The sequence below is a fragment of the Allobosea sp. GW822-FHT03F07 genome (genome assembly GCF_058801345.1).
Genome location: NZ_JBXAND010000006.1, coordinates 200,450 through 213,557 on the forward strand (window position 1 = coordinate 200,450; position 13,108 = coordinate 213,557).

Here is a 13,108-nt window from a genome sequence, read left to right on the forward strand (position 1 = left end):
GATCAGATCGTCAGGAACGCCCTGACAACCGCGGGACGACACGCCCTGTTCGTGCCATGTAGTCGCTGTATTCCGCGCCGAAGCCCTCGACCATCAGGCGCTCTTCCTGCCCGACGCGCAGGAAATACAGCGTTCCGAAGCCGACCAGGCCCGACAGTCCGGCCACGACATTCGGGAGGAGCAGGGCCTGAGCAATCGCCCAAAGCCAGAAGGCGGAATACATCGGGTGGCGGACATAGCGGTAGACGCCGCCGGTTATGAGGCGGTGGCTTTCCCGCAGATCGAGCGAGACCGACCAGTTTCGGCCAAGCGCACGGTGCGTGAGGTGAAACAGGACCAGTGACGCCGCCGCGACGAGCGTGCCGATCACGGCCAAGACGGGCTGGAACGGATAGTTCGCGAAGCGCGGAAATCCCGTTGCGACATAGATGAAGGGCAGAAGTCCGAGCCCTGTGAACGAGATGCTGAGCAAGATGATCTCCCGCGCCCCTCGCGCGCTACGGGAAATCGGCGTCTTGCGCGAGCGCCGTGCATGAGGAATCCGGATGATGTACCAGCCGACGGCAAGCAAGACATAGACGGCCTTGGCGATCGTCAACGTCATTGCCGGACAGCCTCGGTCGGATCGTTGCGCGTCGGAGAAGGCGAAGGCGAAAGTCGTCCTTCGGAATCGAGGGCTAGCATGGCGCCTTCCTGTGATTGTGCCTGCTGTTCTGCGCTGAACGGCCCGCAGGTGAACATGAAATAGTCATAGGGCGCCCGCCGGTCGTTGCCCCTGACGAACTGGCAATGCATCCGGTACCAGTTCCGGCGGATACGCGGATAGCGCGCAGGGTCGAGCATGCGCCGGATGCTGACGCTGCGGATGAGCGGGGAGCCCGTCGCCGGTAGCCCCATCTCGGAAAGCGGATCGCGGTCATAGAAGTTCATCACGTCCGAGCGCGCCTGATAGTCGGCCCAGAACACGGCGCGAGCGGCACTGACGCGTGCGACGGCAGCACGGAACCGGACGGCCGCGCCGTGAAGCCCGATCTTGAGCGTCGAAGACCCGACCGACAGAAGTACGACGCGGGGGCCGCCTTCGCCCTGCCCCAACCCGGCCTCGACCGCGCGATCGATCAGATCGATGGCCAGCACGGCGCCGAGGCTATGCGCGACGATGACGATTTCATCCGGTGCATCCGCCTCCAGCGAGCGGGCGAGATCGACGGCCAGGCGCTGCAAGCGATCGGCGAGGACGGGGTCGCCCTTGCGAATATACCGGCGCGAAAAAATCCAGTCATCGAACAGCAATCCGAGAAACAGCCAGCGATCCGCCGCATAAAACAGCGCCGCGAAAAAGCCGATTCCCGCGGCGACGCCAGCCAGTGTGGATCCGGTCATCCGCGCCAGCACCGCTCCGCCGAGCCAGGCGGACAGGACGATCGCCGCCAGAATCAGGAACGGGTAGAGAAAGAACATCGCATAGCGCCAGCTGGCGCGCAGATAGCGACCGAACGCTCCAGCGAGGAGAAAATCGAAGAATGCCAGCACACTGCCCGGCAGCCGCCGCCACATCGGTTGCGCAACCTCGGTCTCAATGACATCGTCCCAGCGCAGCAGGCGGAACTCCGTCTCGACCCGCCAATCGGCGCCGGTCGTCTCGACATGCCACGTTGCCAGATCGTCACCGACCACAGGCTCCGAGGATGTCGCGGACACGCCCCATGTGCGTTCGAAACGCCGTAGCTCCCTGACGAAGCGGCCATGCACGACATCCGGCCGGGCATGATCATACCCGCCAATATGGTATACTCGACGTTTGGAGACCCTCGAGCCCATCATTCCCGGGTGTCCTGAATCCTCGGCTGTCCTGTCGCGAACGCGCAACCTGCACATTTTTTGTTAGTGGATCGCCAGCGCTTGCGCCAGCGATCACCCGTTCTCCGGTGTGCACAGAAGGGTATCGGCGGCCTTTAGCACGGCCTCGTGTGAGCGGCGTCGCAGATTGAGCCCGTGAGCAGCCGGCCGTTCGCCGCTCGGTTCGGGGAATCGCGCAGCGCCGGCGAGGCTTCTAGTTTCGCGCGCCGCGAAAGCCCAGTCCCAGCGATATGGCCCGCGCCGCCCCCACCACCTGTCCCGCTATCGACGAGATCGTTTCCGGGCTCAGCCTCGACGAGGGGCCCGACACGCCGACGGCGGCCTCGACGACGCCATCGGCGCGCCGGATCGGCGCCGCCACGCCATCGACGGCCCCATGCCATTCACCGAGGTTGATGGCATAGCCCTGCGAACGTATCGCCAGCAACTCAGCCTGCAGGGCATCGAGGCTGTCGATCGCGCTCGGCGTCAGCGAGAGAATCTGCCGGCCCATGCGCTCGATGATGTGTGGCGGTTGAAATGCGAGAATCGCCCTGCCGATCGCCACGGCATGGACAGGCGCCTTGCCACCAATCTCCGAGCCGGTCTGAAAGGGCTCCGGGCTGCCGATCTTGTCGATGCAGATCACATCCTCTCCGCTGAGGACGGAGAGATGCACGGTTTCGCGCGTGGAAAAGGCGAGCTGCGAGAGATGGCTCTGCACCTCCCGCTTCAGATCGAGGCGCGACAACAAACCGACGCCCAGCCCCCACAACTTCAATGACAGGGCATAACGTCCGGTGGCGGGTTCGCGCGCGAGATAACCCGAGCACTCGAACTCGTTCATGATGGTCTGAACGGTCTTTTCGTTCAGGTGCGTCTGTTCTGCCAAATCACTGACGCTTCTTGGCTGAACGCTCTTCGCCAAGACCTCGAGAAGCGTCAGGCCTTCTTGCAATGTCGTGTCCATGGTTCAGCTTGTGAACTCCGCAAAGGCGACAACACTCAAGATCCGGAACTGGAATACTTTCAGACGATCTCCCTGAAGCCTTGCACCTGTGAGTCCGGCATCGATTTTCATGGCGATGCCGGGGCAACGGCGCTCCCCATCAAACTCCAATGGCGAAGGCCTAGCAATCCCCGACGCCCGTCGACGCCTTGCTACGCACAGATCACTGGGAGGCCGTTCGAGAGAAAGACGCGCGGCGCCTTGGGCCGGCACATCGCTTTGTGATCCCCGTCACAGACCCTGAACGCGCAAACCCACACCAAGCATGGGCAGCCGGCCGATCAAGGCGGTGTATTCATCAGCAGGAGCGCACAATGCAGGCTTCGAACCGCGACGTCGACCACGTCATCAAGCGTCTGCTGGGCCGTCTGGCGATCGGGCAGATTCTGCGCGAAGAGTATCTCTACGAAGTCCACGGCCCGTTCGTGGCCGTCGCGTCCGCGCCTTCGCCGCGCCGCTTCGTCAAGCGCCTGATCGGCCGGCTTTCGGCCCTGATGCAGTGCTTCACTCCGGCACGCCGGCCTTCTTGAGCCCCTCGACGAACACGTCGCAGTGGGCGAATTTGCCGAGGTTCTGGCGAAGCACGGAGAGGCGCAGCGGCGGGCCGACGCGAGCCCGTGCGGCGAGGAATTCCTGCGCCTCCTCGATCAAGCCGAGATGGCCGCAGCAACTGATCAGCGTGTTGTAGTGGCCCGAATATTCGGCAAAGGCGGCGACCGATCGGCGCAGATGCGGCAGCGCCTCCTCGAACCGCCTGGACCCAAGCAGGGCCAGCCCATGGATCGCCGTGTAGATTCCGGCAAAGCTGTCCAGCGGACTCATGCGGATAGCCTTGCCCGTCTCCGAGACCGCGTCGTCGTAGTGCCCGGCTCGCAGCAAGCCCCAGCCATAGGCGGTCCGGCCCAGGGCAAAACTGGGGTTGAGGTCGAGGGCCATCCGCAGTTCCGCCAGGGCCCGCTCGTGTTGGCCCGCCGTGCTCAGGCACAGGCCGAAGGTCATTCGCGCCCAAGGATCGCCCGGGTCGCAGGCCAGCCCTGTCTCGGCATGACCTGCAGCTTCCCGATAGCCCTCCCTGGTCTCCGGCACCCAGTAACAGAGCGAGGCCCACCAGATCGCCCAACCCAGCAGGGCGTGCGCCCGCGCATAGCCGGGGTCGACCGATATGGCCTGGCGCAGGAGCGCCTGCGCCTGATCGTTCTGACGTCGCCCGACCTTGTTGATCAGACCCATCGCACGCACGACCAGGCCCCAGGCGTCGATGCTCCCCGGCGGCTTGCCCGCCGCCCGCATGCCCTCCTCGGCGTAGAGATGCGGCTCGATCGTGGCGACCACCACATTGGTAATCTCGTCCTGGACCGCGAACACATCGGTCAGATCCCGGTCGTACTTCTCGGCCCAGAGATGCTTGCCGGTCTGCGCATCGATCAACTGGCCGACGATCCGGATACGTCCTCCGGCCGCCCGGACACTGCCTTCGAGGACGTAGCGGACACCAAGTTCACGGGCGACCTGGCGGACGTCCACCCCTCGCCCCTTGTAGGCGAAGCTGGAATTGCGTGCGATCACGAAGAGCCAGCGCAGGCGAGACAGAGCGGTGAGGATGTCCTCGGTAATCCCGTCGGCGAAGTAATCCTGCTCCGGGGCGCCGCTCAGATTGTCGAAGGGCAGAACCGCGATCGACGGCCCGTCGGGCAGCGCCGGGCCGGCTGCGGACGGGGCCGCCGAATGCATCGCGGCTTCGTTGACGCGGTAGCACCGGATCGGCCGATCGAGATTCTTGACGAATTGTTCGCCGAGATCATCAAACCCGATGTCGAGCGCGTTGCCGAGATGCTCATGCACGTTGCCGGAGATGCAGATGCCGCCGGGCGCCGCCAGGGCCTGCATGCGGACCGCGAGGTTGACGCCGTTCCCGTAGAGATCATCGCCTTCGACCATGACGTCGCCTAGGCTGATCCCGATGCGCAGCGCCAGCTGCTGCCTTTCGGCCAGACCTGCATTATGCGCGGGAAGAGCACGCTGGATCTCGAGAGCGCTCCTCACGGCATCGACCGCGCTGGTGAACTCGATCAGGACGCCGTCCCCGATCGTCTTGAAGATGCGGCCGCCATGCTGCCCGGCCCTGGGCTGGAGCACGTCGCGCAACAACGTCTTGAGCCGCGCCAGCGTGCCTTGCTCGTCGGCCTCCATCAGGCGCGTGTAGCCGACGACATCGGCGGCAAGGATCGCGGCGAGACGGCGCGGCACACGTTCTTCGCCCATCGGCCAGGCCACTTTCAGGAGCGCAGCACAGTGCGGGACCATACGCCTCGGCGGTTTGGGCGTCCATCAAGACGCTCGTCCAGCCGCGCCCCGGCCAATAGGACGTCGAGCGCCCTCGCCTTCCAGCCGTCAGGCGCGTTCAGGGCAGCGGCGCTTCGGGATGCACGAGACGAGCCTCGCGCAGTTCGCGCCAGAACGCGCTCGGCACGACCTCCGCAAGCGCGGCTCGATCTTCGGCAATACGGCTGGGCTGGCTCGCTCCGGGGATCACTGCGGCGACCGCCGGATGGGCGAGCGAGAACTGGAGGCCCGCCGCCTTCATGCTGATGCCATGGCGATCCGCGATGGCCTTGATGCGCGCGACCTTGTCGCGGACCGCAGGCGTGATCGGCGCGTATTCGAAATTCGGCCCGCCGACGAGCGCGCCCGAACTGTAGGGACCGCCGACGACGATGCCTAGTCCACGCTCCACGACCATCGGCATCACACGCTGTAGCGCCCGGGAATGGTCGAGCAGCGTGTAGCGCCCGGCAAGCAAAAAGCCATCCGGCCGGGGGCCGTCGAGCGCCAGCAGGAGCTCGATCGGCTCGACGCGGTTGACGCCGAGCCCCCAGGCCTTGATCACGCCCTCGTCGCGCAGGCGGTCGAGCGCCTTGAAGGCGCCCTTGCGCGCCGTCTCGAAGACGCCGAGCCACTCGTCGCCATAGAAATCCTGCGCGACGTCGTGGACGAAGGCGATCTCGATGTGGTCGGTCTTCAGGCGCTTCAGGCTGTCCTCGATCGAGCGCAGCGTCGCATCTTCCGAATAGTCGTTCACGATCCGGTTGGGACGTCCATATTTGAAGACGTCACCCTTCTCGCCGAGATCGCGGGCGCTGACATCCTCGATCTCGTCGAGGATGACGCGGCCGACCTTGGTCGAGATGACGTATTGATCGCGCGGCTTGCCGGAGAGCGCCTCGCCCATGCGGATCTCGGCGAGGCCGGCCCCGTAGAACGGCGCATTGTCGAAATAGCGGATACCGTCCCTCCAGGCTGCGTCCACTGTCGCCTGCGCCTCCTGCTCCGGGATATCCCGGAACATGTTGCCGAGCGGTGCGGCGCCGAAGCCGAGCTTGCCGGGCAGAATGTCTTTCAGTGCCATGATCTGAACCTCCGATTGAGATGGGATGTGGTTTCGTGGCCGGTGCGGCCCGCGCTCGTTGTCGTGCCTGTTCAGGCGACGTCGACGGCCTCGAGCACCATTGCGTTGCGCTCGGCCAGGTCGGCGATGCGCCCGAGATAGCTCTTGAAATGAGCCGTCGCGCGGTGCGCGGCGACGGCATCGTCGCCGGTGTAGAGTTCGTCGAGGACGAAGCGACCCGGCTCGGTCTGGTCCTGCCAGATGTCCCAGCGCAGATTGCCCGGCTCCGCCCGGCTGGGCGCAACCATGCCGAAGAGCAGCGCCTTCAGCACCTCGGCTTTGCCCGGACGCGCCGTCAGGGTCGCCATGATCTTCACTGCCGTCGACATCGATATGTCCCTCGTGGCGTGGTGGGGCACCGGCGGGCGCTGGCCGGCCAGCAGCCCCCCGGTCTTTCTCAGGCTCATGCCGAGGCCGCGCGGTCGAGCGCCGCGACGAACCGCGCCGCGAGCGGATGATCGGAACGCGGATTCTGGCCCGTGATGAGTTCGCGGTCCTCGACGACGTTTGGCTCGAAATCCACGGCGCCGGTGACCACCTCGCCGCCAGCGGCCGTGAGCGCCTCGGGCATGTTGAAATACATCTTCGCATGCAGGATGTGGTCCTCGACCACCTTCTCCTCGGTCGCCGAGAAGACGGTCATGCGATAGCCGGCATACTGCCAGCCCTTCGCCCACTCAGCCGCCTTTTCCGGAACGCCGGCGATCAGCGCGGCGCGGAATTCGCGGGCATGCCGCATGGCCGAGACCACAGCTATCGGCCCATGACAGAGCAGTGCGGTCGGCTTGGCACGCTCGTGGAAGTGACGCAGGATCTCACCCAGCTCGGCATCCTGCATCAGATCGACCACAGGAGCCTGGCCGCCAGGCACGAACACCCCGGCATAGCCGTCGAGCCCTTCTTCGATCACCGAGCGCAGCGTCCGCACCCGGTTCATCGCAGGATCCTCGGCATAGAACGTCTTCGCGCGGTGATATGCGGCCTCGTCGCCCTCGAAATGCTGCACCGAGTCCGAGACCTCGTCGATATGCGGCTTGCTCCCGTTCGGCGTGGCGAGAACGACCTCGTAGCCGGCCGCGATCACGGCCATGGCGGGCACGACCGTCTCGTTGAGATACTGGCCCGTCGCTCCCGTGCCGCCGCCCTGGATCTCGATCCGGGTGGCATTCGACCCGACGACAAGCACCTTGCCCTTGCTCATGATGATCTCCTGAAAGTCGTTGGCGTCCTCTTGGACGCCCCGACCATGCTCCGGGATCACATATTCCAGAAGTTTATTTCTCTGATTTTAGATATTCATGTTAGATTATGACTGATGCGATACGATCTCAACCTGCTGCCCATTTTTGTCGTGCTGATGGAAGAGCGCAGCGTCACGCGCGCCGCGCAGCGCCTCGGGATCACGCAACCCGCCCTCTCGAACGCGCTGACACGGCTGCGCGCCGTCATGCGCGACCCGCTCTTCATCCGCGAGCGCTACGGCATCCAGCCGACGGCGCTGGCGCTGGAACTGGCGCCGGCGATCGCCGCGGCCCTGGCGACGGTGGACAACATCGTGCTCGGCCAGCAGGACTTCGATCCGGCACGAGCCGAGCGGCTGATCACCATCGCACCCAACAGCTATGTCGAGTTCGTACTCGTCCCGGCGATCGTAGCGCGGCTGCGCTCGGTCGCACCCGGCATCAGGCTGCGCCTCACACCCTATGGCAGCGACGTCGTCGAAACCGGAGTCGTTTCGGGCGATACGGCGATGGTCCTCGGCCGGATCATCGACCCGCCGGACAGTCTCGTCGTGCAGCATCTGATGGATGACGGCCTTGCATGCGTCGTGCGGGCCGACCATCCCGTGATCTCCGGAACGATGTCGCGGGAGCAGTATGAGAGCGTGAAGCACATCAACGTGCTGCCGCCCGGACGACTGCGCGCCGGCCTCTTCCAGGCCCTGGACCGGCAAGGCCTGAAGCGGGAGATCGCGGTCTCCGTCACGCATTTCCTGGCGATTCCGGAGCTGATCGCCGTGACCGACTATTGCAGCACGCTGCCGAAACTGATCTGCCGCCATCTGGCCAGCGATCCACGCCTGAAGGTCGTGCCGCCGCCGGTCGACCTCGGAACCTTCCCGGTCGAGATGGCCTGGCACGTCCGCTATCGCAACGACCCGGCCCATCGCTGGCTGAGATCGCTGATCGCCGAGGTCGCGGGCGACGTTGCGATGCCTTGAGGCTTGCGGAAGCCGGCCAGCAGCCGCTTCTGACGTACCCTACAGCGTCTGCGTGACCTTGCTCAGATGGGGCGGCCTGTCGGGATCCAGACCACGGGCCGCGGCGAGTGCTGCGACGCCGCCATAGAAGGCGCGCGCCTGGACGAGCGGCGCCAGTGCTCCCGGGACATCGGGCGGCATCGGGAGCGCGGTGGCCGCCGCTCCGTCGCCGGCATAGGCAACAGCAGCACCCAGCCCCGCGAAGGCGGCCGCGACCGAGCGCGTGCTTTCGCTGCCCTCGTCCACAGGATCGAGCACCAGCACCGGGAAGCCGGGGCGGGCCAGCGCCATCGGCCCATGCAGCACTTCGGCGGCGCTGAAGGCCTCGGCATGGATGCGGCAGGTCTCCTTGAACTTGAGCGCCATTTCCTGGGCGATGCCCAGGCCAAGCCCGCGGCCGATGACATAGAGGCTCGAAGCCTTCCGCAAGTTCGCCAGCGGCGTCGACCAGTCGCAGGCGCCGGCCCGGGTCAATAGGCGGGGCGCACGTTCCAGCGCCGACAGCAGTGCCCTGTCCTCGCTCCAGGTGGCAACGAGATGAAGGAAGGCGATACAGGTCGCGAGGAAACTCTTGGTGGCGGCAACACTCTTTTCCGGGCCGGCATGGAGCGGAACCAGCACGTCCACGAGGTCGGCGAGCGGGGAAGCCTCGTCATTGACGAAACCCACCACGAGCGCACCGCCGCGCCTGGCCGCTTCCGTCAGCCGCAAGGCATCGGGGCTGCGGCCTGATTGCGAGACGGCGATGAAGAGGGCGCCCGAGAGATCGAGCCGGCCGCCATAGACGGAAGCGAGACTCGGCCCGAGCGAGGCGACAGGCAGGCCGAGCGTGCGTTCGATGAGGTATTTGCCATAGGTCGCGGCATGGTCGGACGAGCCGCGGGCGCAGGTCGCAACAAAAGCCGGCGGCTTGCGGCGCAGGCGTTCGGCCAGAGCGGCCATCGTCTCGGCGTTCGCCGCGAACTGGCCGGCGGCGATGTCGGCGGCTTCCGCAGCTTCGCGGGTCAGGAGAGCTTCAGGCATGGATGCGATCATGATCCTCGAGCAAGGCCTCGCCGATCTCGGCTACGCGCTTGCGGGACAAGCGGATGCCGGCGCCGCCCACCCCCTGGACCGAGAGGGTGCCGCAGGCAATTCCCTCCGCTAGCGCGCGCGCCGGCGAGCGGCCCGCGAGCCAGGCGGCGAGGAAGCCGGCATTGAAAGCGTCGCCCGCACCTGTCGTGTCGAGAACCGGGCCGCCCTTGGGCGCCGGCAAGCTGATGCTCTCCTCGCGCCGATAGAGCCGCGCGCCCTGTTCGCCGTCCTTGATGACGACGACCGGGAAATGACGCGCGAGCCTGCGGCCGGCCTCGTCGAGGTCCTCGCAGCCGGCGATGGCGCGGGCTTCGGCGGCATTGGGCAGGAAGATGTCGGTGCCCATCGCTCGCTGGACGAGATCGGGGTCGCGGATCCAGGCATCGTCCCAGCTCGGATCGAGCGAGACGGTGACACCCGCCTGCTTCGCCGCCGATACGAGTTCCGGGATTTCGGCGAGCGTGGCGAATTCGGCGATATGGAGGTGGCGCACCGCAGGATCGACCAGCGCAGCGTTCAAAGTCGCCGGGCGGGCGGCGCCGGCCCTGTGCGAGAGGAAGGCGCGCTCGCCGCCCTGCACCATCACCACCGTCGGCTGCGGGCCGGCTTCCGGCGCGCGTTCGAGCCAGCGCAGATCGACGCCGCTCTCGGCGAGGGCCGGCGCGATGGCATGAGAGAGCGGGTCGAGGCCTATCCGCGAGAGCAGGGCCACCTGTGATCCCAGCGAGGCGAGATGCGCAGCCGTGATGAAGCCGCCGCCGCCCGGCACCACCGAGACCTCCTGCGCGAAGCGCTCCTCACCGAGTTGCGGCAACGCCTCGAAGCCACGGAAGACGATGTCGCAATAGAGCCGTCCGACGCTGACGACGAGATGGCGTCCCGCGCTCATAGCGCGCGCTCGCTGGCGGCATCGAACAGGGTCAGCGCCGAGACGGGCGCGCCGAGGCGCACGGGTGCGCCGACCGCAGGCGGCGCCTTGGCCGGAGCCGAGGCGAGGATGAGCCCTCCGCCGTGCTCGACATGCACGAAGGATTCCGAGCCCAGCGGCTCAATCACCGCAGCGGTGCCGGTCAAGACCAGATCGGCGGGCTCGTCCGCCGAGAGGACGTGCAGTTGCTGCGGCCGGATGCCGACCAGGAGATCGGCCGGGACAGAGCCCATCGCGGACGGCAGTGCTACCGGCTTATCGCCAAGTGCGAGCGTCGTGGCGCCACCCGCCGTCACCGCCCGTGCCAGAAGGATGTTCATCGTCGGGGAGCCGATGAAGCGGGCCGTGAAGACATCGACCGGCTTCTCGTAGAGTTCCATCGGCGCGCCGACCTGCAGGATGCGCCCGTCGCGCATCACCACGATACGGTCGGCCAGCGTCATCGCCTCGACCTGATCATGGGTGACGAAGACGATCGTCGTGCCGAGCCGCTGGTGCAGGCGCTTGATCTCCAGGCGCATCTGCGCGCGCAATTGCGCGTCGAGATTGGAAAGCGGCTCGTCGAAGAGGAAGGCGGCGGGATCGCGCACCATGGCGCGGCCGATGGCGACACGCTGGCGCTGGCCGCCGGACAGCGCCGAAGGCTTGCGCTCCAGCAGCGCCTCCAGCCCGAGGATGCGCCCGGTCTCCTCGACGCGGCGGCGCTTCTCCGCCTTGTCGAGCTTGGCAGTATGCAGTCCGAAGCCGATATTCTCGGCGACGGTCATATGCGGGTAGATCGCGTAGTTCTGGAACACCATGGCGATGTTCCGGTCCTTGGGTTCGAGCCGGTTCACCGCACGGCCGCCGATCGAGATCGTGCCGCCGTCTATGTCCTCCAGCCCTGCGATCATGCGCAAGGTCGTCGACTTGCCGCAGCCGGAAGGTCCGACGAAGACGACGAATTCGCCGTCGGCAATCGACAGATCGATCCCGTGGACGACCTGCGTCCTGCCGTAGCGCTTGACGAGGGCCTGAAGCTCGATTGCCGCCATCAGGCCGCTCCCATCAGATCAGCGAAGGCGGCTTCCAGCTCGCGCGCTGCGGAGGTCTCGCGTGCCGCGATAGCCGTTGCCGCGCGCTCGGCCGCGTCCAGCGCGGCGCGATAGCTGGCGAAGGCCGCAGCCAGGGCCTGCGGGCCGGGACCGCCGAAACGCTCCCTCACCGCGACGAAATGCTCCGGCGAGACGGCCTGCGCGAACTCGGCCGCCGTCAGCGCCGGTTCGCGGCCGGCATGACGCCGGAACGCCTCGGCGAAGGGCGCGAAGCCGTCGCGCGGCAGGTCGCCATCCTTCGCGACGATGGCCCGCGCCACATCGGCTGCGATCTCATGGGCGGCGCGGAAGGAAAGCCCCTCGCGGCGGACCAGCGTGTCGGCAAGCTCGGTGATGGTGATGCAGGAGCGGCGGATGTTCTCGGCGACGCGCCGGCCATCGACGCTCATCGCGGGCAGCAGGGCGGCGAGCAGATCGAGCACGCGTTCGCCCGTCGCGAAGGCCTGGTAGCCCGCCTCGTTGGTCTCTCCTTCGGCATCGTTCATGTCGGTGAAGGGGGTGTTGTGGACGACGTCCCGGACCAGCCGCGCGCGCGACACGGTCTGCGACGCCAGATGCCGCAGGTGCTCGATCGGCACCGGGTTGCGCTTCTGCGGCATGATCGAGGAGATCTGCACGAAGGCGTTGGGGACATAGAGCTGGCCGACCTCGAAGGCGGTCCAGACCTGAAGGTCCTGGATCAGCCTGCCGAGATGCAGGAAGACGAGTTCGACCGCGCTGTAGGTCGCGGTGACGTAGTCGACCGCGGCGATGCAGCCATAGGAGTTCTGCAGCGGCGCGGCGAAGCCGAGGAGATGGGCGATGCGCGCGCGATCCAGCGGGAAGCCCGAGGTCGTGATCGCGGCCGCCCCCATCGGCGACAGATCGAGCAATCCGCGCGCCTGCACCAGCCGCTCGTGATCGCGCAGCATCACCTCGATGGCGGCGGCGAGATAATGCCCGAACGTGGTCGGCTGCGCCGGCTGGCCATGGGTGTAGGCGACGATCAGCGTTGCGCTCTCGCGCTCGGCCAGGCCGAGCGTGGCCGCGATCAGCGCGCGCAGCTTGGCTGCGAGCCGGTCGAGTTTCGGCTTGAGCGCGAGCTTGAACAGGGTGTGGTCGATGTCGTTGCGCGAACGGCCGGTGTGGAGGCGGCCGGTATCGTCGGCCGGCAGGCGCTTCTTCAGCTCCGCCTCGATCAGGAAGAAGAAATCCTCGACCTCGCCGGTATAGGTCAGTGTCGCCGGGTCAATCTGCGCGTCGATCTCGGCCAGCGCGCGGGCGATTCGGCCGGCCGTGGCGCGCGGCAGGATGCCGGCCTCGGCGAGCATGACGAGATGGGCGCGGTCGATGGCGCGGAAGCCCTCGACGTGATGCGTCCTTGCACCGTCGAAGAGCGGCCGCAGCACGGTCTCCTTGTAGACCGGATCGGGAAAGACGGAGGCGTCCTGCGCCCTGGGATCGTCATGCGTGGTCATCT

General features: G+C 66.6%; 13 protein-coding genes. 2 read left to right on the forward strand and 11 right to left on the reverse strand.

Going from position 1 to position 13,108, the window contains the following annotated elements; all coding sequences use genetic code 11:
* Positions 1-10: 10 nt before the first annotated feature.
* From AC1RMY_RS18445 to AC1RMY_RS18455, 3 genes are all read right to left on the reverse strand, one after another.
* A complete protein-coding gene (locus tag AC1RMY_RS18445; protein WP_492866956.1) occupies positions 11-604 on the reverse strand; it encodes a protein-S-isoprenylcysteine O-methyltransferase in 594 nt (197 codons plus the stop codon).
* Positions 601-1,869 (reverse strand): hypothetical protein, encoded by a 1,269-nt coding sequence (locus AC1RMY_RS18450; protein WP_492866957.1) that lies wholly within the window; start codon positions 1,867-1,869, stop codon positions 601-603. Before AC1RMY_RS18450 ends, AC1RMY_RS18445 begins: the two co-directional genes overlap by 4 nt.
* Positions 1,870-2,053: 184 nt before the next feature.
* Positions 2,054-2,809, reverse strand: a complete 756-nt coding sequence (locus AC1RMY_RS18455) for an IclR family transcriptional regulator (RefSeq protein ID WP_492866958.1) — start codon at positions 2,807-2,809, stop codon at positions 2,054-2,056.
* A 353-nt stretch (positions 2,810-3,162) separates the two neighbouring features.
* Here AC1RMY_RS18455 and AC1RMY_RS18460 point away from each other — a divergent pair, with 353 nt between their 5' ends.
* Positions 3,163-3,378, forward strand: coding sequence for a hypothetical protein (locus tag AC1RMY_RS18460; RefSeq protein ID WP_492866960.1), 216 nt, complete (start codon positions 3,163-3,165; stop codon positions 3,376-3,378).
* On the opposite strand, the gene AC1RMY_RS18465 is transcribed toward AC1RMY_RS18460, so the two are convergent.
* The 4 genes from AC1RMY_RS18465 to AC1RMY_RS18480 all read right to left on the reverse strand — a co-directional run bounded on the left by AC1RMY_RS18465 (position 3,353) and on the right by AC1RMY_RS18480 (position 7,494).
* Entirely contained in the window at positions 3,353-5,110 is a 1,758-nt protein-coding gene (locus AC1RMY_RS18465) for an adenylate/guanylate cyclase domain-containing protein (protein WP_492866961.1), read from the reverse strand. The genes AC1RMY_RS18460 and AC1RMY_RS18465 overlap by 26 nt on opposite strands.
* A 139-nt stretch (positions 5,111-5,249) precedes the next feature.
* Positions 5,250-6,254: an aldo/keto reductase gene (locus AC1RMY_RS18470; protein ID WP_492866963.1), complete on the reverse strand. Its 1,005-nt coding sequence runs from the start codon at positions 6,252-6,254 to the stop codon at positions 5,250-5,252.
* A gap of 71 nt (positions 6,255-6,325) precedes the next feature.
* Positions 6,326-6,622, reverse strand: a complete 297-nt coding sequence (locus AC1RMY_RS18475; RefSeq protein ID WP_492866965.1) for a putative quinol monooxygenase — start codon at positions 6,620-6,622, stop codon at positions 6,326-6,328.
* A 74-nt stretch (positions 6,623-6,696) separates the two neighbouring features.
* Complete coding sequence (locus AC1RMY_RS18480; protein WP_492866966.1) at positions 6,697-7,494, reverse strand: type 1 glutamine amidotransferase domain-containing protein; 798 nt, start codon at positions 7,492-7,494, stop codon at positions 6,697-6,699.
* A gap of 114 nt (positions 7,495-7,608) precedes the next feature.
* Here AC1RMY_RS18480 and AC1RMY_RS18485 point away from each other — a divergent pair, with 114 nt between their 5' ends.
* On the forward strand, positions 7,609-8,514 hold the full coding sequence (locus AC1RMY_RS18485) for a LysR family transcriptional regulator (RefSeq protein ID WP_492866968.1): 906 nt from the start codon (positions 7,609-7,611) through the stop codon (positions 8,512-8,514).
* Positions 8,515-8,553: 39 nt separating this feature from the next.
* Here the strand turns inward: AC1RMY_RS18485 and AC1RMY_RS18490 are convergent, their stop codons facing one another.
* The 4 genes from AC1RMY_RS18490 to AC1RMY_RS18505 are packed head-to-tail and all read right to left on the reverse strand — an operon-like array spanning position 8,554 to position 13,106.
* Complete coding sequence (locus AC1RMY_RS18490; protein ID WP_492866970.1) at positions 8,554-9,576, reverse strand: SIS domain-containing protein; 1,023 nt, start codon at positions 9,574-9,576, stop codon at positions 8,554-8,556.
* Positions 9,569-10,516, reverse strand: a complete 948-nt coding sequence (locus AC1RMY_RS18495) for a carbohydrate kinase family protein (protein WP_492866971.1) — start codon at positions 10,514-10,516, stop codon at positions 9,569-9,571. Before AC1RMY_RS18495 ends, AC1RMY_RS18490 begins: the two co-directional genes overlap by 8 nt.
* Entirely contained in the window at positions 10,513-11,589 is a 1,077-nt protein-coding gene (locus AC1RMY_RS18500) for an ABC transporter ATP-binding protein (RefSeq protein WP_492866973.1), read from the reverse strand. Before AC1RMY_RS18500 ends, AC1RMY_RS18495 begins: the two co-directional genes overlap by 4 nt.
* Positions 11,589-13,106: an argininosuccinate lyase gene (locus tag AC1RMY_RS18505; RefSeq protein ID WP_492866974.1), complete on the reverse strand. Its 1,518-nt coding sequence runs from the start codon at positions 13,104-13,106 to the stop codon at positions 11,589-11,591. The genes AC1RMY_RS18500 and AC1RMY_RS18505 overlap by 1 nt, the downstream gene beginning before the upstream one ends.
* Positions 13,107-13,108 lie beyond the last annotated feature (2 nt).